This window comes from Lacrimispora amygdalina, assembly GCF_003432035.1.
Classification (GTDB): domain Bacteria; phylum Bacillota; class Clostridia; order Lachnospirales; family Lachnospiraceae; genus Lacrimispora; species Lacrimispora amygdalina.
In genome coordinates, this window is sequence record NZ_QOHO01000024.1 from 1 (window position 1) to 23244 (window position 23244).

Genomic DNA, 23244 nt, shown 5'->3' on the forward strand with positions numbered 1-23244 from the left:
ATATTAAAATTATTTTGTCATAAATTTAATCGGCAGACCCGCTTATTGAGAGCCTGAAGTTCCCTGTTTATCATGGTAAATGGAAAAAGTTACCAATAATAAAAGGTTCTCTCCGGGTGCAGGCAGATCAGTACGGAAAAAAATGTGAATAATTATTATTGATTGTGAATAAAAATTCTGATGCGGTGTATTGTTAACGTGTTGACGAAAACAGCGTTTTCATACTATAATATACCTTAATTTAGTTACTGCATAAAAGATATATTGCAGGAGAGGCGGGAGCTTATGAAGCGTATGTCGTGTGAAAACGGAGAAGCTGGTATTTACATAATTGACCAGGATTACAAGATTGTATATCTCAATGATATGGCAAAATTATATTATCCGGATTTACAGGTAGGAATGTACTGCTATCAGGGAACAGAAGATGAATCGGATCCCTGTAAGGACTGCCCGTGGATTGATGAGAACAGCGGCCATGTGATTCGTTATCATGCTGCCACTCAGACATGGATGGCGGTGTCCTCCGGAATGATTGACTGGCCGGGCAGTGAAAACTGCAGGCTTATTATGTCCAGGCCTGTGGATGAAAAAAATAAAAATATGTTCTACCATCTTACAGAGACGACGGTATATGATGGGCTGATTGAACTTAATTTTTTATCGAATACTTATAAAGTTCTTTTTCATGAAAATGATAAATTGGATTTATCCCCTGAGGAAGGACGGCTGGACCAGATTCTGACAGAAGCATTGAATTTCATGGTCCACCCGGATGAAAAGCAGAGCTTCGAGGAATTTTGGGATTTATCCACAATGGCCGGCCGCTTAAAGGAGGCCGGTAGGGTATTAAAGGGAGAGTTCCGCAGAAAGATGCCGGGTGACGGATATTGCTGGATTAACCTGATACTGGTTCTCTTCCGCTGCCGGGATGATATGGATACCATTATCATGTGTTATATCCAGGATATCGATGAGAGAAAGAAAAAGGATGAGGAAGAGGAAAAGCGGCTCAGGGTGATCAGAGAAGAGACTGATTCCATGACCGGTCTTTACCGCTACGGACCATTCTTTGAAAAGGCTGACCAGCTCTTAAAAAAACCCGGATCCACCGGATTTTTTATGGTTGCAATCGATATTGAACATTTTAAACTGTTTAATGAGTGGTATGGAGAAGAGGAAGGGGACCGGTTTTTAATAAGAATCGGGGATTACTTAAAAGAGATTGAGAAATTTTACTCCTCTGTCGCCGGTTATATGGGGGGAGATGATTTTGTTATCCTCATTCCGGAAGATTTATCCGTGCTGGAGGAACTGGAGGATGTAATTAACATATATGCCAAGCAGTATGGCGGCAATGCAGGATTTATGCCTGCTTTTGGCGTGTACCGGGTGGAGGATTTAAGCCTTCCGGTCAGCATGATGTATGACAGAGCTGCCATAGCCCTTAATTCCGTAAAGGGCAATTATACAAAGCGTGTGGGCTGGTACGATCCCGGTATGAAACGGAAGATGGAAAGCGACCAGGTTCTTCTTTCTGAGATTCAGAGAGCACTTGAGAGAAAGGAGTTCATATTCTATGCCCAGCCCCAGTGCAACATGCTGACCGGCAGGATTATAGGTCTGGAATCCTTAGTCAGATGGCAGCACCCGCAAAAAGGTATCATATCTCCCGGAGAATTCATTCCGCTGCTGGAGCAGAACGGTTTTATTACATATCTTGATGTGTATGTCTGGGAACTGGTATGCAGACAGTTAAACACCTGGATCAAAGCAGGGCGGCGTCCCATCCCTATTTCCGTCAATATGTCTCGCATGGATATTTATGCTATTGACGTGGTTGAGAAGTTTAAACAGCTGGTAAGCCGCTATGAGATTGATCCCAAGTATTTGGAAATCGAGATAACGGAAAGTGCATATGCGGAAGACTACGATCTGATCCGGAAGGTTGTGGAGGATCTTAGAAGGGCGGGTTTTCCTGTATTTATGGATGACTTCGGAAGCGGGTATTCATCCCTTAATATGTTAAAGGATGTGAACGTGGATGTAATCAAGATCGACACCAAATTCCTTGATATGAACGAGAACAGCAAGGGCAGAGGCATGGGAATCTTAGAAACCATTGTCCGCATGGCCAGAGTGATGCAGTTAAAGGTCATAGCAGAGGGTGTGGAAGAAAAAGAACAGGTAGATTTTTTGATTAATATCGGCTGCATTTACGGACAGGGCTTTTACTATCATGAACCTCTCCCTGTTGATGTGCTGGAAAAGCTGCTGGAAGAAGACAACAATTTAGATTACAGAGGAATCCAGGCACGCCAGCTAAAGCAGCTGAAACTGGAAGATCTGTTTAATGAAAATATTATCAGTGAAGCCATGCTTAATAATATGCTTGGTGCCATTGCACTCTATGAGATCTTTGAGGACAGCTGTGAGATTCTCCGGGTGAATGAGGAGTATTACCGTGTAACCGGAGACAATCCCATCGACATGGAAGAACGGAAACGGTATGTGTTAAACAAGGTTTACAGAGAGGATATGGACTGGGTTCTTAATATCTTTGAAGAGGCATACAACAACCCGCTGCAGGGCGCGGAAGGGACGTTTAGGCGTTACCGCAACAGCGGAGAACTGATGTGGGTGCATCTTCGCGTCTTCTTTTTGAGGGAACAGGATGACCACCGCCTTTACTATGGTGCGGTAAGGGATGCGACAGAACAGATGGAGCAGAGGCAGAAGCTCAAAGACTCCCAGAAGATGCTGAGAGATGTATTAAAGATTGCAGGCAGGAATATTTCGTTTAATAATATTGCAGAAGAGAATCAATGGGCAGCAAGCGCCATTTTTGCCCAGATGGCACCGGGAGGCCTGATCGGAGTCTACTGCGATAAGGGACTTCCACTGTATTTTGCCAATAATGAGATGCTTCGCATTTTAAATTATGATTCCTACGAGGAATTTACCAGAGAAGTTGACGGTCTGGCACAAAACATTCTTCATCCGGAAGATTTAAATATGATACAGGGGCATTCGCTGCGCTTTATGGCCCCTGGCATGGAATTTACCTTCCGCCACCGAATGAGAAAGAAGGATGGAACCTGGCTGTGGATGGTGGCAAAAGGCCGGGTGGTACAGGCAGAGGACGGCCGGTTTGCAATTGTAAGCGCCTGTATGGATATTACCGATACGGTACTGGCACAGAAGAGACTTCAGGAAGCCAACAGGACCCTGCGGTTTAAGAATGACGAGCTGGAGTTTTTAAGTTCCGGAATGCTGGGCGGATATTACCGCTGCAGAAAAACGGAAGATATGGAGTTTTTGTATACAAGTCCCCGTTTCCTTGAAATTCTTGGATACAGCAGCGATGAGCTGATTGAGCTGTTCCAGAATCGGCTTTTAAATATGATACACCCGGGTGATAGGGAAAAAATCAGGCTTATGACTGGACCTTAAGTCCGGATGAGAGTTTAAAGGGAGTGGAATACCGTATCCTGACACGCAACGGTTACAAATGGATTCTCTGCCACTCCAGGCTGTCTGTAAAATCAGGGCACAGTTTCCTTTATGGAGTTATGCTGGATATTGAAGAGCTGGGCGAGCTGTACAGCCAGGTGGAAGAATGCAGAACTCCCATGCTGCCGGAGGGGGTACGCTTGTTCCAGAACCGTGAGGCTGCAGTGGGAAGAATGCAGAATTATTTATCACGCCACAGATTTTTAACCTCAGGTCTGATTTTGTTTTCATTCAGCAGTGAAAATGCATCAGCCGGTATGAAATATGCCAGACAGTCATTTCTTGAACAGGCACTGTTTATGAAACGGTTTTTCAGAGAAGATGACATTATGTGTCTGGATGGTGAGTATGAAATTCTGATTTTGTGCCGGAACATCAAAGAAGAGGATATTAAAATAAAATGCAGGCGCATTTTAAAGGAACTAAGATACCAGATGATGAGCCAGGCGTCAAAAGCTCTGCTTCCTGTCCGGACAGGGATGACTGTTATAAGGGTGCAGGATGATGACTTTAATGAATGCTACGGCAGAGTGAGAGCTTCCCTGTTAAATACAGCCCTCAGTACAGATCAGGAATTGTAAATTAAGAATGGAACTCTTTTTTCATATGTGTTATAATCCACGTAAACCATTTCAGGATAAAGGAAGGAATAATGATATGATAGCAGACAAGATGAGACCCCTTGTAGAAAACAATTCCGCCATCCGCGCCATGTTTGAAGAAGGAAAAAAGATGGCTGCCGAATATGGTGCCGAAAACGTCTATGATTTCAGCCTTGGAAATCCCAATGTACCCGCACCGGAATCAGTGAAACAGGCAATCATTGATATTATGAACGAGGAAGAATCAACCATGGTTCATGGATATATGAGCAACGCAGGTTTTGATGATGTGAGGGAAGGGATTGCAGCCTCCATCAACCGGCGGTTCGGGACTCATTTTCATGGGGGCAATCTTCTTATGACGGTGGGTGCAGCCAGCGGCCTGAATGTAATTTTAAAAACCATTCTGGATCCTGGGGATGAGGTGATCGTGTTTGCACCCTATTTTATGGAATACGGTTCTTACGTGCGCAATTACGACGGTGTACTTACGGTTATTCCCCCCAATACAGAAAATTTTCAGCCTGGTCTCCTGGAATTTGAACGAAGCATAACGAAAAGGACCAAGGCTGTGATCATAAATACGCCCAATAATCCCACAGGGGTGGTATATTCTTCTGAAACCTTAAGGCAGATCGGAGCCATTCTGGAACGGAAGGAGAACGAGTATGGAACTTCCATACTCCTGATTTCAGATGAGCCCTACCGGGAACTTGCCTATGACGGGGTTCAAGTTCCTTATGTGACGCTGTTTTATAAGAATACGGTTGTCTGCTATTCTTACAGTAAATCCTTATCTCTTCCAGGAGAGAGAATCGGGTATCTGGTGATTCCGGATGAAGTGGAGGATTCAAAGGCTGTGATTGCCGCGGCTGCCATCTCAAACCGTGTACTTGGCTGTGTCAATGCACCGTCTCTGATGCAGAGAGTGATTCTGCGCTGCGTGGATGAAAAAGTAAACTTGTCTGCTTATAATAAAAACCGTGAACTTCTTTACAGCAGTTTAAAAGAATACGGCTATCAGTGTATTAAACCGGAAGGAGCATTTTATCTGTTTATAAAGACTCCGGAGGATGATAAGAAGTTCTGTGAATACTGTAAAAAGCACCGGGTTCTTTTGGTACAGGGAAGTGCTTTTGCATGTCCTGGTTATGCGCGTATCGCCTATTGTGTTTCTTATGAGCAGATTGAACGTTCGCTGCCGGCATTTAAAAGGATTGCACAGGAATATGGACTTAAAGCCGTTAAGGAGGACTTAAGATGAGAGCGTGGCAGGCCAATATCCGGACGGTGACACCTTATGTTCCAGGTGAACAGCCAAAGGGAGAGCATTTAGTGAAACTGAATACCAATGAAAACCCCTATCCGCCTTCTCCGTTTGTAAAAAATGCGATGGATGAGATGGATTATGATAAGTTCCGCAAATATCCGGATCCTGCATCCGCAGTTCTGACGAAGGCACTATGTGAATATTATCGGATGGAGGAAGATGAGATATTTGTGGGAGTCGGTTCCGATGATGTTATCGCCATGTCATTTCTGACATTTTTTAATTCTCAGAAACCAGTCTTATTTCCTGAAGTGTCTTACTCGTTTTATAAGGTATGGGCGGAGTTATTTCGCATTCCTTATGAAACACCTGCCCTTGATGAGAACTTTCTGATTCATACGGAAGATTATTACAGAGAAAATGGGGGAATCATATTTCCGAACCCCAATGCTCCCACAGGTGTATTTATGCCGCTAAGTGAAGTGGAAGACATCATTGCACATAATCAGGATTCCGTTGTGATTGTGGATGAAGCTTACATTGATTTCGGCGGTGAAAGTGCTGCCGGGCTGATTAAAAAATACGAAAATCTTCTGGTAGTGCAGACCTTCAGCAAATCCCGGTCTATGGCAGGAATGAGGATCGGCTATGCCATGGGAAACAAAGATCTGATACGGGCTTTAAATGATGTGAAATATTCCTATAATTCCTACACCATGAACATGCCCTCCCAGATACTGGGAGCGGAAGCAGTGAAGGATGACAGTTATTTTAAAGAAACCATAGAAAAAATTATAACTACAAGAGAGAAAGCGAAGAAACGTCTCAGTGAACTGGGATTTACGTTCCCGGATTCCATGGCGAATTTTATTTTTGCCAGCCACAGGGAGAAAAAAGCCGAGGATATTTATCTGGCACTGAGAGAAAAGCAGATTTTCGTTCGTTACTTTAAACAGCCAGGGCTTGATAATCATTTAAGGATCACCATTGGGACGGATGAAGAGATGGAAAAGCTTTACGATTTCCTGGAGAAATTTCTTTCATCATAGTATTTATCACTTGGGCTTTTGGGGGTATCATAAAGGCAGGAGATAAGCATGGAATATGTAAAAAAATATGGCAGAATCATTTTAAATATTATAATCCCTATCGTGTTCTTTTATTTCATCTGTGTCTGGGGACCGAGAATACTGAATTTTTTTCTTCCTTTTGTAATCGGCTGGGTGATTTCGGTAATTGCCAATCCGCTGGTGCGTCTGCTGGAGAAAAGGCTGAAGCTTGTGAGGAAGCACAGTTCCGTGCTGATTGTAGTAGCAGTACTGGGTCTGATTATTGCGGTTTTTTATTTTCTCATATCCAAACTGGTTACCGAAGCAGCGGGATTTGTGGAAGATATCCCTCTTTACTATGAAACGGCCTGGGTAGAGGTTCAAAAGATGCTCTTAACGGCAGAAAACGTCCTGCGTTTTCTCCCTGAGGGGGTTCAGGATTCCGTGAATGTATTTGTAACACATATTGGAGAATATTTAAATGTCATGGTACAGAAAATCGCATCTCCCACCTTTATGGCAGCGGGAAATGTGGTAAAGAGTATCCCTGCAGCATTGGTTTACATCGTTGTAACCATATTTTCTTCCTATATATTTATTGTGGACCGGGATAAGATTCTTACATTTGTAAAACGGTATATGCCTAAGGGGTTTGCGGGATATTATAATTATCTCAAAAAAGATGTAAAACATCTGGTGGGAGGTTATTTCCTGGCCCAGTTTAAAATTATGTTTATTATCGCCGGTGTTCTGGCAGCAGGCTTTCTGGTTTTGGGAGTGAAGTATGCACTTTTGCTTGCGGTTCTTATTGCAGTGCTCGATTTCCTTCCCATACTTGGAACCGGAACCATACTGATACCGTGGGCATTGCTGCGGATCGTTTCTGGAGAGTACGCCTTTGGAGTCGGTCTGATTGTGATCTATGTACTGACACTGGTATTAAGACAGATCATTCAGCCGAAGATCGTAGGCGACACCATGGGGCTGGACCCGTTAATGACATTATTATTTTTATATCTGGGCTTTAAAATAAGCGGGATCGCCGGTATGATACTTGCTGTTCCCGTAGGCATGCTGATCATCAATATTTATAAATTCGGTGCATTTGACCGGTTCTTATACAGCGTGAAAACCTTAATTCATGATGTGGATGCGTTCCGGAAAGAGAAAGATTAAACAGATTAAAAGCAGTAATTGGAGGATACAATGAAAAAAAACATAAGATTGAGGATTGCCGCGTGTCTGGTTGCCTGTCTTATGGCTTCTGAGGCATTTGCGACCCCATTAAATGGTTTTTCGGCAGAAGCCTGGAAACTGGAAAACGGACAATATATTGATGCGGCCGGTAATCCCATTACAGGAGTTTTGGAAAAGGGAATCACAGTAACCAAATACCAGAACAGACAGAATGAGGCAAACGGCGGTATTGACTGGAAAAAGGTAGCGCAGGACGGGGTTTCTTTTGCCATGGTGCGGATTGGCTATTTAAATGATATGGACCCGTATTTTTCCGAAAATATGAAGCATGCTTCGGAAAACGGGATCAAGACCGGCGTGTTCTTTTATACACAGGCTCTTGATACGCAGACTGCAGTGGAAGAGGCGAAGTACGTGCTTCGTCAGGTAAAGGATTACCGGATCTCCTACCCAATCGCTTATGATGTGGAATCCCAGTATCTTCTGGATAATAAACTTTCCAGACAGCAGATTACGGATAACATCAATGCATTCTGCAAAACCATTTCAGATGCAGGCTACCGTCCCATTGTATACGCAAACAACAAATGGCTGTCACTTCATATTGATATGAGCCAGGTTCCTTATGATGTATGGTATGCCAGATACGGAACCGTCAATGACTACCAGAACAGGACGATCTGGCAGTGTACGGATAAAGGAAGGGTGGATGGAATCGAAGGAGATGTTACCATTGAATTGTCCTTTGCAGATTATGGCTCTCTAATTCCGGCAGATGGATTTAAAACTATTGACGGAGAACGGTACTACATGAAAAACCATGAAAAACAGACCGGCTGGATTCAGACAGACGGAAAATGGTATTATCTTGATTCAAACGGCATTATGGTTCATGATAAAACCATGGTAATAGACAATGTCTCTTATACATTCGATTCCCATGGAGAGATAACAAATCAGACAAGATAACGGAGTTACAGGTGAAAACAGAGAACGATTTAAATTCAGATCATATAAAAGGGCTGGTATGGAGACTTGCGGTTCCCTCCATGCTGGCTCAGTTTGTCAGTGTTTTATATAGTATTGTAGACCGCATGTATATCGGAAATATCCCTAACATCGGGGAAGTCGCCCTGGCAGGAGTTGGAATCTGTGGTCCGGTTGTAACCTTGATTTCTTCTGTTGCTTTTTTAGTGGGCGCAGGCGGATCACCGCTTATGAGCATTCGTCTTGGAGAAAAAAACCAGAGAGCTGCCAGACAGATTCTCGCCAACTGCTTTTTGCTCTTACTCTTTTTTTCACTCTTCATAACGGCTGTTTCTTTTCTGCTTAAGGACCGTCTTCTGGTGTGGTTTGGTGCGGGAAAGACAGTATTTCCTTACGCAGATCAATATCTTTCCATCTATCTCACCGGGACGGTGTTCGCTTTGTTTTCAACAGGATTAAATCCCTTTATTGTATGTCAGGGGTATGCCAGGACAGCGATGAAATCCGTTGTTTTTGGTGCTGTAAGCAATATTATCCTGGACCCTGTGTTTATTTTTGTGTTTGGCATGGGGGTAAGAGGGGCCGCAATTGCAACCGTGATATCCCAGATGATATCCTGTATTTATGTTCTCCGGTTCCTTTTCGGCACCACTCCGCCCATTCAGATAACCTTTCAGGGCTATGACCTGGAGGTTGTAAAAAGAATTCTGGCATTAGGCCTTTCCCCTTTTCTTATTATTGCATTTGACAATGTACTCATCATATCCCTCAATACGGTAATTATGCATTACGGCAGGGAAGGAAACGGAGAGAAGCTTCTTACCTGTATGACCATTGTTCAGAGCTTTATGCTGATGGTAACCATGCCCCTGGGCGGAATTACAACAGGAACCCAGACTATCCTTGGTTTTAATTTAGGGGCCGGAAGGCCGGAAAGGATCAGACAGGCTGAACGGTATATCGCGTCTCTTGCAGTTGGTTTTACCACTGTGATGTTCATTCTCGCACATACGGTTCCCCAGCTCTTTGTACATATTTTCACAAGAGACCAGTCCTATGTTGATTTAACTGTCAGCGGAATAAAGGTCTATACCATGGGAATTATACCACTGGCGCTTCAGTACGTGATTGTAGACGGATTTACCGGTCTGGGAGCTGCAAAGGCGGCAATCTCTCTTTCCATGTTCAGAAAAACAATTTTCCTGATTGGAGCAGTAACGCTGCCTGCATGGTTTGGCGTCAATTATATTTTTTATACGGAGCCTATATCGGATTTCATCAGTGTAACAGTATCCATGATGGTTTTTACCACATTATTTGGACGAATTATTAATAACAGGGCAAAAGTTATTGACGTATGACCAAAATGATTCTATTATATCCTTAATAGTAAATGAAAAAACAGGAGGTCATACCATGAAGATTGCGGTTACATATGACAGAGGAAATGTATTTCAGCATTTTGGACAAACCACACAGTTTAAAATCTATGAGGTGGAAGATAAAAATGTGGTATCACAGGAGATTACAGATACCAACGGAGACGGTCATGGCGCACTGGCTGGCTTTTTAACAAGGCTTGGTGTAAAGACTCTGATCTGCGGTGGAATTGGTGCAGGAGCGAGAAATGCTTTGTCTGATGCAGGCATCCGGCTATATCCGGGAGTGGAAGGAAATGCAGATGAGGCAGTGAGTTCTCTGCTGTCAGGAAATCTTAAATTTGATCCGGATACTCTTTGCGATCATCATCATGAAGGAAGTGAAGAACACGAATGTGGTCATCATGGAGAATCCTGCGGACATTAATTTTATAATTAAAAAAGACAGATAAGGTGCATCCGCATCAGCCGTAAAAGGTCTGAACGGATGCATTTTGTATGATCAGGAACCGGTGGACTGATAGTGTTTCAGCCCGAAATTCCATAAAAGGAATGCAGGAACCAGAAAGAGGGCACAGCAAACCGGAAGCAGGCTGAACCAGGCGTTGTCTGATTTGCCTGTGAGATATAACAGGGGATAATACTGGAATAAGGCAAAGGGGACCAGGCAGGTGCAGATAAAAAGCACATTCTTCCCATAAATGCCTATGGGATATTTCCCGTATTCCCTGGCGCCGTCTGTGAATACATTCATAAATTCCAGCCCCTCCAAAGTAAAAAAGCATAAGCATGCGAAAATTAAGTAGATGGCAGCAAAGATGCAGATTCCTCCAAGAATCATGAGCCCTACAAGGAGGCAGCGAAGGGGTGACCAGGCTATGGAACTGGAGGATATTCCATAAACCAGCATGACAACAGCCTGAAGAAGACGTCCGAAGCGGGTTAAGTCGATCTTGCTGCACAGAACCAGAAACAGACTGTTTTCCGGGCGGAGGAGAATACGGTCAAATTCTCCGTTTCCAATGATGGTCTCAAAGGTATCCAGACTCCGGAATAGGGTTTCTGCCAGTGTAAAGGCCATCAGAGTAATGGAAAAGCAGAGCAGTACCTCACTGTAAGAAAAGCCCTTTACCTGATGGAAACGGGTCATCATAAAGTAAACTCCTAAAAAGATATTGAAGGAGATTAAAAACTGACCTGTTATTGTCATGAAAAATGAAACTTTGTGCTGCATCATGCTTTTTAAATGCATAAGAAAAAAATTTACGTAAAGTCTGATTAAATTCATGAAGTACTCCTTTCAGCCTCCCTGTATGATAACCCGTTTTAGTGCCCGTTTTTCCAGCAGACGTCCGATGAACACAAATGCAAACAGCCAGAAGACCTGTTTTATTATGCTGCTATACAGATCAGGTCCTGTTAAATCGCCGCCAAAGATCCGAAAAGGAACGTTCTGTGCAGAGGCGAAGGGCAGAAATTCTACGATTTTCCGTACATGTCCGGGAAGAAAGGGAATGGGTATGACAGCTCCGCTTAAAAATTCTGCTAAAGAGGTAATGACTGCTTTAATACCCTGTGAAGAAACGGTGTAAAACACGGACATATAAACAATCATGTTGAAAGCCACGATGAGAAGCAGCCCCAGTGTCATGGACAAAAGAGTGAGTACCCAGGTAGTAATATCTCCCGGCAGAGTGAGCCCGTAGGGAGATGGAAGAAAACAGGAGACAATCAGGATCGGCATGCAGCGCAACACCGCTTTTGAAAGGCGGACTGCCAGCCCCCTTACAAACCACATATTATAAAGGCGGACCGGCCTGCATAATTCATAGGCCACATCTCCGGTTGCGATGGAGTTAAAAAGCTCCGATTCCCAGAACCAGACCATATATAGTGCCAGAAATGCCTGCTGGAGCCACACATAAGTGGAAAGTGCTTCAAAGGTCATGGGGAAGCTTTCGGGAGACGCTTCATAGAAGGCCTTAAATAACAGGATTTCCATGGCTCCCCAAACAAACTGTGTCACCATGCCGGACAGAGCGGCGGTTCGGTACTGAAGTCCCCTGATAAACCGGATGCGGAAAAAAGACCAGTATTTTTTCATCTTGTCCCCTCCTAAATATGAAATTCCCGGTATAGGGATGCAACAATCTCATCTAAGGTGGCACATGGGGGTTCACAGCGGGATTTTAAATCTGAGAGAGTTCCGTCCAGAAGCAGCCGGCCTTTCCCGATCAGCAAAACCCTGTCTGCAAGGGCATCAATGTCCTGCATGTCGTGAGTGGTAAGAAGTACTGTGGTTTTGTGGATCCGGTTTAACTTTCTGATAAAATCCCGGACTGCAAGCTTGGAAACGGCATCAAGTCCGATAGTAGGTTCATCAAGAAAGAGGATCTTTGGGGTATGGAGAAGAGAGGCTGCAAGTTCGCAGCGCATGCGCTGACCGAGAGAAAGCTGTCTTGCCGGAGTCTTTATGATTTCTTCTAAAGCAAGAAGCCCGGTGAGCTCTTCCAGGGTAATTAAGTATTGGTGTTCTGGGATGCCGTAGATGTCGCGGAGCAGTTCAAAGGAATCAATAACAGGAACGTCCCACCACAGCTGGGTACGCTGTCCGAATACAACGCCGATGTCCTTTACATGTTCCTTCCGGTCCTTCCATGGAATCCGGCCGTTAATCCGGCAGGTTCCGTTATCCGGAGTCAGGATTCCGCTTAAAATTTTGATGGTGGAGCTTTTTCCGGCACCGTTTGGGCCAATATAGCCTACCATCTCTCCGTCTCCAATGCAAAAGGAGATGTCTGAAAGAGCATGGACCGTGTCGGTCTCCTTGTGAAAAAGCGCCTTTACCGCATTGGAAAATCCGGCACTTCTTCTTGCGACTTTAAAAGTCTTGTTCATGTGTTCCACTTGAATCATATAAATTCCTCCTGGCAGTAATATTTGTGAACGTATCATTCCGGCAGCGGGCAGCTCCTGCCCTGGTGGGGAAGAGATCTGTCATAACTGGTCAGAACGTCCTAATATCTTTCCAAGCGGTCAGTGCAGGCGAAATTGCCAGCACAGCTCTCCGGAATTCTTTCCGGGGACTCTACCGTGGTTTCAATATTCTCTTTTCCTGAATTTGAGATGTGAGTTTAGATATGGAAAAGGAATTATAGTCTATCACCGCAGGAAATAGCTGTCAATACTTTGGCAAAAAGTACTTGACAAAATAAATAAAAATGATAGTATAAACATATGAACAGATATTCATATAATAACATAAAGGAGGTTCCAGATGGCAGAAGAAGAAAAAAGAGTCATTCAGGACGGTGAGATAGACCAGTGTGATTTTATCTGCGTTCATGAGAATGTTGTGAATCAGGTTTTAAAAGTAATGCCGAAAGACCAGCAGCTGATGGATCTTGCAGATTTCTTTAAAATATTCGGAGACCCGACAAGAGTGAGAATTCTCTATGTACTCAGCCAGTCACAGATGTGTGTCTGTGATATAGCCAATCTGCTGCAGATGGGGCAGTCGGCTATTTCCCACCAGCTTCGTGTGTTAAAGCAGATGCGTCTGGTAAAATTCAGACGGGAAGGAAAGACGGTTTTCTATTCCCTGGCAGACGGTCATATTGAAACAATCCTGGCTCAGGGAATGGAGCATATCAGCGAATAAGATATTCGTAATAAAATATAGCAAAAAGGAGAAGATGAAACATGAAAAAGATAATTAAATTAGAGGGCCTTTGCTGTGCAAACTGTGCGGCTAAAATCGAAGAAGAGGTAAAAAAATTAAGTGGTGTTGAAAATGCCTCCTTAAGCTTTATGACTCAGAGATTAACCATGGAAGTGGAAGAAGAAAGAGTGGATGAGATCATGGAAGCAGCCAGAAAAACAGCGTATAAGATTGAGCCGGAAGCAGAATTCAAAGTACTTCGGTAAGCAAAAAGGAGCAGTTATGACTAAAAAACAGAAAATTATGGGAATCAGGCTCATAATCAGTGCCGTATTCTTTGCTCTTGCCATGGCAGCTGAGGGGAGAATTTTCTGGTACTGGATCTTATTTATTATTTCCTATCTGGCAGCAGGCTACGATATTCCGTTAAGGGCGGTCAGAAATATAAGAAACGGCCAGTTTTTTGATGAAAACTTTCTGATGTCTGTGGCAACCTTTGGTGCAATCGGAATCGGGGCCCTGGAAGAAGCTGTGGGCGTTATGCTGTTTTACCAGATCGGCGAACTGTTTAACGATTATGCAGTGAACCGGTCAAGAAAATCCATAACAGATCTTATGGACATTAATCCGGAGTATGCCAATCTTCTTCGTGACGGAACCGAAGAGAAGGTCGATCCCTATGAAGTCGCTGTTGATGACATCATTGTAGTAAAGCCGGGAGAGAAGGTTCCCCTTGACGGTATTGTGGTTAAGGGCAGCAGCAGTCTTGATACCAAAGCACTGACCGGTGAATCCATGCCTGTAGAAATAAAAGAACAGGATTCCGTTATAAGCGGTTCCATTAATTTAAACGGGGTACTGGAGGTAAGAGTTACCAGGCTTTTTGATGACTCCACCGTTGCCAAAATCCTGGAACTGGTGGAGAATGCCAGTTCCAGGAAGGCAAGGGCAGAAAATTTCATCACCAGGTTTGCAAGAATCTATACTCCGGTAGTTGTAGTGCTTGCTGTTTTGCTTGCCGTGGTTCCGCCCCTTTTTAACGGTGACTGGGGAACATGGATTTACCGCGCCTGCAGCTTTTTAGTTGTCTCCTGTCCCTGTGCACTGGTTATATCGGTTCCGTTAAGCTTTTTCGGAGGGCTTGGAGCGGCCTCCGGCCAGGGAATTCTTTTAAAGGGCAGCAACTACCTGGAAGCTATGGCAGACCTTGATACGGTGGTATTTGATAAAACAGGAACTCTCACAACCGGAAAATTTCAGGTTACCAGCGTGGATCCTCTGGAAGGAACGAAGGAAGAACTTTTGGAGCTGGCTGCGTATGGAGAATTCCATTCCAATCATCCCATTGCCTGCTCTGTAAAAGAAGCTTATGGAAAACCACTGGATCAGTCAAAGGTGGGTACAGCAAAAGAACTTGCAGGATTTGGAGTAAAAACAACCGTTTATACACAGAATAAGGAACGAGAGCTTTATATCGGTAATGCCAGACTCATGCAGAAGCAGTCAATTGCAGTTAACGCTGCAGATTCGGCGGCAGGAACAACGCTTTATATAGCAGATAAAAACACTTATCTTGGTTCTGTAACCATATCAGATACCATCAGGGAAGACGTACCAAAAGCATTAAAGGGCTTAAGGGCAGCAGGAGTGAAAAAGCTTGTGATGCTTACCGGCGATAAACCGGAGGTTGGAAAACTGGTGGGAGAAACGCTTGGACTTGATGAGGTTCACGGAGGTCTCCTTCCCGGCGATAAAGTGGGAAAAGTGGAAGAACTGCTGGCAAAGAAGCATAAGGATGCAGCTCTGGCGTTTGTGGGAGACGGAATCAATGATGCTCCCGTTCTCGCCCGCGCAGATGTGGGAATTGCCATGGGTCAGATCGGTTCCGACGCAGCCGTTGAAGCGGCTGACGTGGTAATCATGACCGACGAGCTGACAAAGCTGGTTGATACGATTCTGATTGCCAGAAAAACAGTGGCCATTGTGAAGCAGAATATTATCTTTGCCATAGGCGTAAAGGTGTTGATTTTAATCCTGTCGGCTGCAGGAATTGCCACCATGTGGGCAGCTGTTTTCGGTGATGTGGGGGTATCCGTACTGGCTATCTTAAATGCGGTCCGGGCTCTCCGGTATCAGAGCAGGAATGAAAAAACACATTGACAAAATTTTTTCCAGCTGTTATATTTTACACATATGACGGGGTGGTGCGAAGATGGTCCATTGTAGTGAGGCTGTGTTTGCCCACCCTTTTTTCTGGTATTATTTTCTATAGGAACTTCGTTCCCCATAGAGCAGAGACGCTCCGCAAGGATCGCATAAGTGGCGGAGAGTCCCGATAAATCCGGGGCTCTTTATTCAATCATGAGAAAAGGAGAGTGTTTTATGAGCAAGTATAGCAAAGAAGATATTTTCCGCATTGTGGAAGAAGAAGATGTGGAATTTATCCGTCTTCAGTTTACGGATATATTCGGCATGCTGAAAAATGTGGCAATCACAAAGAATATGCTGGGAAAAGCACTGGAAAACCGTTGTATGTTTGATGGTTCTTCCATAGAGGGCTTTGTTAGAAGTGAAGAATCTGATATGTATCTCTATCCGGATCTGGATACCTTTGAGATATTCCCATGGCGTCCCCAGCAGGGGAAAGTTGCAAGACTGATGTGCGATGTACACTGTCCGGACCAGACTCCTTTTGAAGGAGATCCCAGGTTCGTAATGAAGAAGGTACTGAAAAAAGCCAGTGACATGGGCTTTGTTTTTCATGCAGGTCCGGAATGCGAATTCTTTCTCTTCCATATGGATGAGGAGGGACGTCCTACCACGGATACCCACGAAATGGCCGGTTATTTTGATGTGGCTCCCATTGACCAGGCGGAGAATGTCCGCAGAGACATGATACTCACGCTGGAAGAGATGGGCTTTATGATTGAGGCCTCCCATCACGAGATCGCACCGGGACAGCATGAGATTGATTTTCAGTATGCAGAAGGCATGGTGACGGCTGATAACATTATGACATTTAAGATGGCAGTCAAGGCCATTGCAAAGCGCCATGGACTTCATGCCACCTTTATGCCAAAGCCGAAAGCAGGTGTCAATGGTTCCGGCATGCACATTAATATGTCTCTTTCTGATTTAACAGGTAAGAATATGTTTGAAGATAAAGGGGATGAGCTGGGGTTAAGCCAGACCGCATATCAGTTTATGGCGGGCATTCTCCATCACATGAAGGGAATGACGATTTTAACCAATCCGCTGGTTAATTCCTATAAACGTCTTGTTCCCGGTTACGATGCTCCGGTTTACGTGGCATGGTCTGCCCGTTCAAACCGCAGCTCTCTCATTAAGATTCCATGCGCAAGAGGGGAAAGTACGCGGATCGAGCTGCGCAGCCCGGATTCTGCAGTCAATCCCTATCTGGCCCTTGCAGCCTGTCTGGCAGCAGGTCTTGACGGCATAGAAAAGAAGATGACTCCGCCGGAAAGCGTGGACTGCAACGGTTATTCCATGTCTGTAGAGGAGATGGCTGCAAAGGGAATTGAGCAGCTGCCTGAGACACTGGGAGAGGCCATTGAAGCGTTCCGTAAGGATGAGTTTATGAAGGAAGTGCTGGGTGAGCACATTTACACCAAATACCTGGAAGCAAAGGAAGCCGAATGGCGTGTGTTCCGTGCGCAGGTAACGGACTGGGAAGTGGAAGAATACTTATACAAGTATTGATCGATGTAAGTTCCCTGATACTGTTATCTGGAGGTGAGAGTGTTTGACCAATGTGATTGTGGCATTTTCAAAGGCAGAGGATGCGAAAAATATAAAGAATATTCTTATGAAAAACGGCTTTACGGTCTCGGCAGTCTGCACCTCCGGTGCTCAGGCAGTGAACAGTGCTGATGAACTGGGCAGCGGAATCGTGGTATGCGGCTGCAGATTTGCAGATATGGTGTATCAGGAGATTTATGAATGTCTTCCCAAGGGGATGCTGATGCTGCTTGTGGCATCTCCCAGTCAGTGGAGCGGCAGAGCGCCGGATGATGTGGTCTGTCTTGGACTGCCCTTAAAGGTTCAGGATCTTTTAAGCACGTTAGAGATGATGATGGAATCTCTGGCAAAAAGGCGGAAGAAATTAAAGAGCCAGCCAAAGGAGAGAAGCGGAGAAGAACAGGAACTGATTAAGCAGGCCAAGGAACTTTTAATGGAACGAAACCATATGACAGAAGCAGAAGCACACCGTTACATTCAAAAGTGCAGCATGGACAGCGGAACCAATATGGTGGAGACTGCCCAGATGATCATGAGCCTTATTAATATTTAACAGTGGGGGATTAAGATGAAATTTACTAAAATGCAGGGAATCGGAAACGATTATGTATATATTAACTGCTTTGAAGAATCGGTTGAGAATCCGGCAGAGCTTTCAAAATTAGTCAGTGACCGGCATTTCGGAATCGGATCGGACGGTTTGATTTTGATCTGTCCGTCCGAGGCAGCAGACTGCCGTATGCGCATGTTTAACGCTGACGGTTCAGAGAGCCCTATGTGCGGCAATGGAATCCGATGCGTGGGAAAATATGTGTTTGATCATCATCTGGTAGAAAAGACTGAGTTTGATGTGGAAACCGGTGCGGGAATCAAGCATTTAAAAGTGACGGAGGAAAACGGAAAGGCAGTTCTTTTAACGGTAGATATGGGAATCCCGGAAGTGACCAGCCAGGTTTTGGAACCAATCTGTGTGAATGGCACGGATTATGAATTTATAGGAATTTCCATGGGAAATCCCCATGCAGTTTACTATATGGATGACATTGACAGCCTGGATTTAGAGTCTGTGGGACCTGGATTTGAGAATCATGAGCGTTTTCCAGAGCGAACCAATTCTGAATTTATTCAGGTTATGAGTCCGGAACACATCCGCATGCGGGTGTGGGAGAGAGGAAGCGGGGAGACATGGGCGTGCGGGACCGGAGCTACAGCCAGTGCTGTCGCTTCCGCGCTTTGCGGACGCACCGGCAATACCGTTATAGTATCCTTAAAAGGCGGAAACTTGACCATTCACTGGGACAGAGAGGGGAGCGGTCATGTGTTTATGACAGGTCCTGCTGTGGAAGTGTTTGAGGGAGAGTTCGACATAAATAATCTTTAAAATACAGGAGGAACCTATGGTTAAGATCAATGAAAACTATTTAAAATTACCCGGAAGCTATCTGTTTTCCACCATTGCAAAAAAGGTAAATGCTTATATAGAGGCAAATCCAGGTAAAAAGGTGATTCGCCTTGGAATCGGCGACGTAACACAGCCCATTGCTCCGGCAATTATTGAGGAACTTCACGGAGCCGTGAATGAGATGGGAGCGGCTGAAACATTTCATGGATATGCACCGGATCTTGGATACGGTTTTTTAAGAGAACTGATTGCAGGTGAAGATTACATTGCAAGAGGCTGCCAGATATCGGCAGATGAGATTTTTGTATCTGACGGAGCAAAGAGCGACTGCGGAAATATTCAGGAGATATTTGACCAGAACTGTAAAATTGCAGTTTGTGACCCTGTTTATCCGGTTTATGTAGATTCCAACGTTATGGCTGGAAGAACCGGTGAATATGATGAAAAAACAGGTAAGTGGAGCAACGTCATTTACATGCCCTGCACGGCGGAGAATCATTTTGTACCCCAGCTTCCAGAGGAGACCCCGGATCTTATTTACTTATGCGTTCCAAACAATCCCACAGGAACCACTCTCAACAGAGACCAGTTGAAGGTATGGGTGGATTATGCCAATGAAACAGGAGCAGTCATTCTTTATGACGCTGCCTATGAAGCTTATATTGCCCAGGATGATGTACCTCATACCATCTATGAGATAGAGGGAGCAAAGACCTGTGCCATTGAACTCCGCTCATTTTCAAAGAATGCCGGTTTTACCGGTGTGCGCCTTGGTTTTACCGTAATCCCCAAATCTCTGGAGCGGGGAGGGGTTATGCTTCATTCCTTATGGGCAAGACGCCACGGAACCAAGTTTAATGGCGCTCCCTATATTATTCAGAAAGCGGGAACAGCGGTTTATTCCAAAGAGGGTAAGGCTCAGTTAAAAGAGCAGGTTGCCTATTACATGAGAAATGCAAAGGTAATCTATGACGGTCTGAAAGAAGCGGGCTGTGAAGTTTACGGAGGTGTCAATGCTCCTTATATCTGGTTAAAGGTGCCGGAAGGAATGACCTCCTGGGACTTCTTTGACCGGCTTTTGGAGGAAGCCAGTGTTGTTGGAACACCTGGAAGCGGATTCGGTCCAAGCGGGGAAGGGTACTTCCGCCTTACTGCGTTCGGAACCTATGAAAATACGGTGGAAGCCATTGAACGGATGAAAAAGATGCCGTCCTTAATAAAATAAACGTTGACAAGTATTTAATAATTGGTTATGATATTGATAAGAAAAGATTAATAAGGTTTAAGCTTAATTTGTTAGAACAAAAGCGTTCAGTACTTTGGTGGTACTGGCGCTTTTTTTAATTCAAGGAGGAAGATATGGACGATATTGATAAGAAAATAGTGCAGACACTGCAGAAGAACGCCCGGGCATCTTTAAAGAACATAGCAGAAAATACCTTTTTGTCTTCGCCTGCTGTTTCCTCCAGAATTGAAAAGCTGGAGCGGGAAAAAATTATTACAGGGTATCATGCATCAGTGGATCCCATGAAGCTGGGATATCATATCATTGCGTTTGTGAATCTGGATGTGTCGCCGGTGGATAAAATTCAGTTCTATTCCTACATGGAATCCATACCCAATGTATTGGAATGCAATTGCGTGACTGGGGATTATTCCATGCTGATTAAGGTGGCATTTCAAAGCACCATGGAACTGGATATTTTCATCGGACAGCTCCAGAAGTACGGAAAGACCAGTACCCAGATTGTCTTCTCCACTCCGGTTGGACCAAGGGGCGTGGATGTTATGGCGGAATTAGGAGAAATTGATTAAATCATGGTCTGAAATATGGTACGGAGAACACTTCTTTTACATACTTTATAGAATAGAGGTATGTGAAAGGAGTTTTTCTTTTGGCTGAGAGAAAGATCGTGGTAATAGATGCCGGTCACGGCGGTGCGGACCCGGGTGCATCCTATATTGAGCGGCAGGAAAAAGATGATAACTTAAAACTTGCGCTTGCTGTCGGGAAGATCCTTGCAGACAACGGAGTTGATGTCAGGTATACAAGAACTGACGATACCTATAATACACCCCTGGAAAAAGCCATGATGGCCAATGATGCGGAAGCGGATTTATTTGTCTCCATTCACCGCAATGCCATGCCGGTTCCTGGAACGGGATCCGGAGTTGAGACCGTTGTTTTTGAAAACAAAGGCGTCCAGGGAATGCTTGCAAAGAATATCGGAGAAGCCCTTGGTGCTGTTGGATTTACTAATTTAGGAACGGTGGAACGCCCCGGGCTGGTAGTGCTGAGAAGAACAAAGCTTCCCTCTGTCTTAGTGGAGGTTGGATTTATAGATAATGAAGCAGATAATTATCTTTTTGACGATTACTTTGAGGAGATTGCCCAGGCCATTGCCAGTGGTATTTTAAATACCATACAGCAGCAGGAAGAGACCCAGATCCAGTATTATCAGGTACAGACCGGTGCTTTCCGGGTGCGTTCTCTGGCAGAAAATCAGGCTGATATATTAAAATCCCAGGGATTTCCTGCATTTGTAGTTTATGAAGACGGATTATACAAGGTTCGTGTAGGCGCATTCCGGAATATGGACAATGCGGTTAAGATGGAGCAGGCTCTCAGGCAGCTGGGGCACAGCACATTTATGGTGAAACGCCCGGCTGTATATTAAGCCTGGAAGGGCGGCCGGAAGGAGTGAAAAAGAAGCATATCTTCCGGCCGTCTCTTTTTCTTTGACTTGACAAGATGCTTCTTTTTGTCGTATGGTCTTAATCAGAATGAGCACAGAGGAGAGAATTATGATTAAGGCAGTGATCTTTGATATGGATGGCGTTATTATTGACAGCGAGGGAGTGTATCTGCAATATCAGCTGGAGTTTGCAAAAAAGAAAAATCCAAATGTAAAGCCGGAGGATTTGTATCCAATGGTAGGAGCAACGAAACAGGAATGCTGGGAGGTAGTGGAACGGGCTGTTTCCAATGGACAAACCTGGGAAGAATTAAGAACAGAATTCCGCCTGAGGGATATTTATGGTGAGATTGATTACCGCAGCATTTACCGCCCGGAGGTGACCGATACATTAAAGCAGCTAAAACATGCAGGTTTCCGTCTGGCGCTGGCATCCTCCACCCATTTGGAACTGGTGGAACGGGTACTTAAGGAAAATGGAATCCGGGAATATTTTGAGGCAGTGGTGAGCGGAGAGCAGTTTAAAAAGAGCAAACCCGATCCGGAGATCTATTTATATACCGTCTCTCAGCTTCAGTTAAAGCCTGAAGAATGTCTGGCTGTGGAGGATTCCACCATTGGAATAACAGCTGCCCACAGGGCAGGGCTTAAGATTGCGGCAGTGATTGATACAAGGTATGGATTTGACCAGAGTCTTGCGGATTATAAGCTTAATCAGGTAAAAGATGTATTAGAAGCGGTTAAAGGGGCATAGGATTGGATATACGGATTAATGCAGGAGGAATTGCTTGAAGTATATCGGTGAGCTTTTAAAAGGTGTGATTATTGGTGTGGCAAATATACTGCCGGGCATCAGCGGTGGGGTACTGGCCATCACCATGGGTGTCTATGATAAGATCATCCATGCAGTAAACCGGCTTTTTAAGGAGCCGGTGAAAAGTATAAGGCTTCTCCTTCCCTACGGAATCGGTGCGGTTGCAGGAATCATTTTTTTGTCACTGGCGTTTGAATATCTGTTCCATACATATCCCCTTCAGACGAAGCTGTCATTTCTTGGTTTAATTGGAGGAGGCCTTCCTGCTCTTTCCCGCAAAGCTTTTTCGGGAAAAAAAAATGACTTATGGAAGGGGATTATAACGGCCGGCATCACCTGTGGTGTTGTGATTTCAATAACATATTGGGCAGAGACGGTGATCGCTTCCGGCCATAGCGGAGAGGGCTTTGCCATGGCATCAGGAGCGGAATATTTATCGTCAGGGAAATACTGGGGGGTGACTCTATTTGCAGTGGGGCTTCTGGCAGCAGCTACCATGATTGTACCGGGAGTAAGCGGTTCAATGATAATGATGATGCTGGGTTTTTATGAATCTGTTTTACAGACGAACAATGCCTGCATCAGAGCGGCCTGTGCTCTGGATTTTCACAGTCTTATGAAAAATGGGATGGTATTGTTTCCATATTTTTTCGGCATGCTTACAGGTGTTCTTTTATTTGCCAGGGTGGTGGAGCGCCTTTTGACTCTTTATGAACACCAGATGTACCGGGTGATCATTGGCCTGGTGGTTTCTTCACCCTTTGTAATTTTATGGGATGTGCCATGGAATACAGTGGAGATTTATGAACTTCTGGGAGGGATTGCACTGGCGCTCTTAGGTTACGTCGCTGCAGATCTGCTGGGAGGAGAGGGGTAAGTGATTTTCTGAAATAAAAAAGAGAGGGATATTGCGTC

At 44.6% G+C, this 23244-nt stretch carries 22 protein-coding genes; 19 read left to right on the top strand and 3 right to left on the bottom strand.

All coding sequences use genetic code 11. The annotated features are described in order from the left end of the window. The first annotated feature begins 285 nt into the window (after positions 1 to 285). The 8 genes from DS742_RS08270 (at position 286) to DS742_RS08305 (ending at position 10424) form a co-directional block, all read left to right on the top strand. Positions 286 to 3453 carry an EAL domain-containing protein gene (locus DS742_RS08270; RefSeq protein ID WP_117416521.1) on the top strand — a complete coding sequence of 1056 codons (3168 nt, stop codon included), beginning with the start codon at positions 286 to 288 and terminating at the stop codon, positions 3451 to 3453. Positions 3454 to 3476: 23 nt separating this feature from the next. Continuing rightward, positions 3477 to 4094: a hypothetical protein gene (locus DS742_RS08275; RefSeq protein ID WP_117416522.1), complete on the top strand. Its 618-nt coding sequence runs from the start codon at positions 3477 to 3479 to the stop codon at positions 4092 to 4094. Between the two features lie 76 nt (positions 4095 to 4170). Further along, on the top strand, positions 4171 to 5379 hold the full coding sequence (locus DS742_RS08280) for a pyridoxal phosphate-dependent aminotransferase (RefSeq protein WP_117416523.1): 1209 nt from the start codon (positions 4171 to 4173) through the stop codon (positions 5377 to 5379). Next, a complete protein-coding gene (hisC, locus tag DS742_RS08285; RefSeq protein ID WP_117416524.1) occupies positions 5376 to 6434 on the top strand; it encodes a histidinol-phosphate transaminase in 1059 nt (352 codons plus the stop codon). Before DS742_RS08280 ends, hisC begins: the two co-directional genes overlap by 4 nt. Positions 6435 to 6482: 48 nt before the next feature. Continuing rightward, positions 6483 to 7610 carry a sporulation integral membrane protein YtvI gene (gene ytvI, locus DS742_RS08290; RefSeq protein WP_117416525.1) on the top strand — a complete coding sequence of 376 codons (1128 nt, stop codon included), beginning with the start codon at positions 6483 to 6485 and terminating at the stop codon, positions 7608 to 7610. Between the two features lie 30 nt (positions 7611 to 7640). Then, the gene (locus DS742_RS08295; protein WP_117416526.1) at positions 7641 to 8600 is read left to right on the top strand and encodes a glycoside hydrolase family 25 protein; all 960 of its coding nucleotides are present in this window, start codon (positions 7641 to 7643) and stop codon (positions 8598 to 8600) included. An 11-nt stretch (positions 8601 to 8611) separates the two neighbouring features. Next, entirely contained in the window at positions 8612 to 9979 is a 1368-nt protein-coding gene (locus tag DS742_RS08300) for an MATE family efflux transporter (protein ID WP_117416527.1), read from the top strand. A 55-nt stretch (positions 9980 to 10034) separates the two neighbouring features. Then, positions 10035 to 10424: a NifB/NifX family molybdenum-iron cluster-binding protein gene (locus DS742_RS08305; RefSeq protein ID WP_117416528.1), complete on the top strand. Its 390-nt coding sequence runs from the start codon at positions 10035 to 10037 to the stop codon at positions 10422 to 10424. A gap of 75 nt (positions 10425 to 10499) precedes the next feature. Here DS742_RS08305 and DS742_RS08310 read toward each other — a convergent pair whose 3' ends face one another. From DS742_RS08310 to DS742_RS08320, 3 genes are read right to left on the bottom strand one after another with little or no spacing between them, the layout of a single operon-like run. Then, positions 10500 to 11285 carry an ABC transporter permease gene (locus DS742_RS08310; protein WP_117416529.1) on the bottom strand — a complete coding sequence of 262 codons (786 nt, stop codon included), beginning with the start codon at positions 11283 to 11285 and terminating at the stop codon, positions 10500 to 10502. Positions 11286 to 11297: 12 nt separating this feature from the next. After that, a complete protein-coding gene (locus DS742_RS08315; RefSeq protein ID WP_117416530.1) occupies positions 11298 to 12101 on the bottom strand; it encodes an ABC transporter permease in 804 nt (267 codons plus the stop codon). Between the two features lie 11 nt (positions 12102 to 12112). Continuing rightward, positions 12113 to 12913, bottom strand: coding sequence for an ABC transporter ATP-binding protein (locus DS742_RS08320; protein WP_117416531.1), 801 nt, complete (start codon positions 12911 to 12913; stop codon positions 12113 to 12115). Positions 12914 to 13274: 361 nt separating this feature from the next. Between DS742_RS08320 and DS742_RS08325 the strand changes: the two genes are divergently transcribed. From DS742_RS08325 to DS742_RS08375, 11 genes are all read left to right on the top strand, one after another. Continuing rightward, positions 13275 to 13658: an ArsR/SmtB family transcription factor gene (locus DS742_RS08325; RefSeq protein WP_117416532.1), complete on the top strand. Its 384-nt coding sequence runs from the start codon at positions 13275 to 13277 to the stop codon at positions 13656 to 13658. A gap of 41 nt (positions 13659 to 13699) precedes the next feature. Further along, entirely contained in the window at positions 13700 to 13924 is a 225-nt protein-coding gene (locus tag DS742_RS08330) for a cation transporter (protein ID WP_117416533.1), read from the top strand. Positions 13925 to 13940: 16 nt separating this feature from the next. Then, on the top strand, positions 13941 to 15818 hold the full coding sequence (locus DS742_RS08335; RefSeq protein ID WP_117416534.1) for a heavy metal translocating P-type ATPase: 1878 nt from the start codon (positions 13941 to 13943) through the stop codon (positions 15816 to 15818). A gap of 222 nt (positions 15819 to 16040) precedes the next feature. Next, positions 16041 to 17378 (top strand): type I glutamate--ammonia ligase, encoded by a 1338-nt coding sequence (gene glnA, locus DS742_RS08340; RefSeq protein WP_117416535.1) that lies wholly within the window; start codon positions 16041 to 16043, stop codon positions 17376 to 17378. 43 nt (positions 17379 to 17421) lie between these two features. Further along, positions 17422 to 17970: an ANTAR domain-containing response regulator gene (locus tag DS742_RS08345; RefSeq protein ID WP_117416536.1), complete on the top strand. Its 549-nt coding sequence runs from the start codon at positions 17422 to 17424 to the stop codon at positions 17968 to 17970. 15 nt (positions 17971 to 17985) lie between these two features. Next, positions 17986 to 18798: a diaminopimelate epimerase gene (gene dapF, locus DS742_RS08350; RefSeq protein WP_117416537.1), complete on the top strand. Its 813-nt coding sequence runs from the start codon at positions 17986 to 17988 to the stop codon at positions 18796 to 18798. A 16-nt stretch (positions 18799 to 18814) separates the two neighbouring features. After that, entirely contained in the window at positions 18815 to 20044 is a 1230-nt protein-coding gene (locus DS742_RS08355) for an LL-diaminopimelate aminotransferase (RefSeq protein ID WP_117416538.1), read from the top strand. Positions 20045 to 20178: 134 nt separating this feature from the next. After that, positions 20179 to 20634 (top strand): Lrp/AsnC family transcriptional regulator, encoded by a 456-nt coding sequence (locus DS742_RS08360; protein WP_117416539.1) that lies wholly within the window; start codon positions 20179 to 20181, stop codon positions 20632 to 20634. Between the two features lie 80 nt (positions 20635 to 20714). Next, positions 20715 to 21497 (top strand): N-acetylmuramoyl-L-alanine amidase, encoded by a 783-nt coding sequence (locus DS742_RS08365; RefSeq protein ID WP_117416540.1) that lies wholly within the window; start codon positions 20715 to 20717, stop codon positions 21495 to 21497. Positions 21498 to 21624: 127 nt separating this feature from the next. Next, positions 21625 to 22269, top strand: a complete 645-nt coding sequence (locus tag DS742_RS08370; protein ID WP_117416541.1) for an HAD family hydrolase — start codon at positions 21625 to 21627, stop codon at positions 22267 to 22269. A gap of 34 nt (positions 22270 to 22303) precedes the next feature. Next, positions 22304 to 23206, top strand: coding sequence for a DUF368 domain-containing protein (locus DS742_RS08375; protein ID WP_117416542.1), 903 nt, complete (start codon positions 22304 to 22306; stop codon positions 23204 to 23206). Positions 23207 to 23244: the final 38 nt, after the last annotated feature.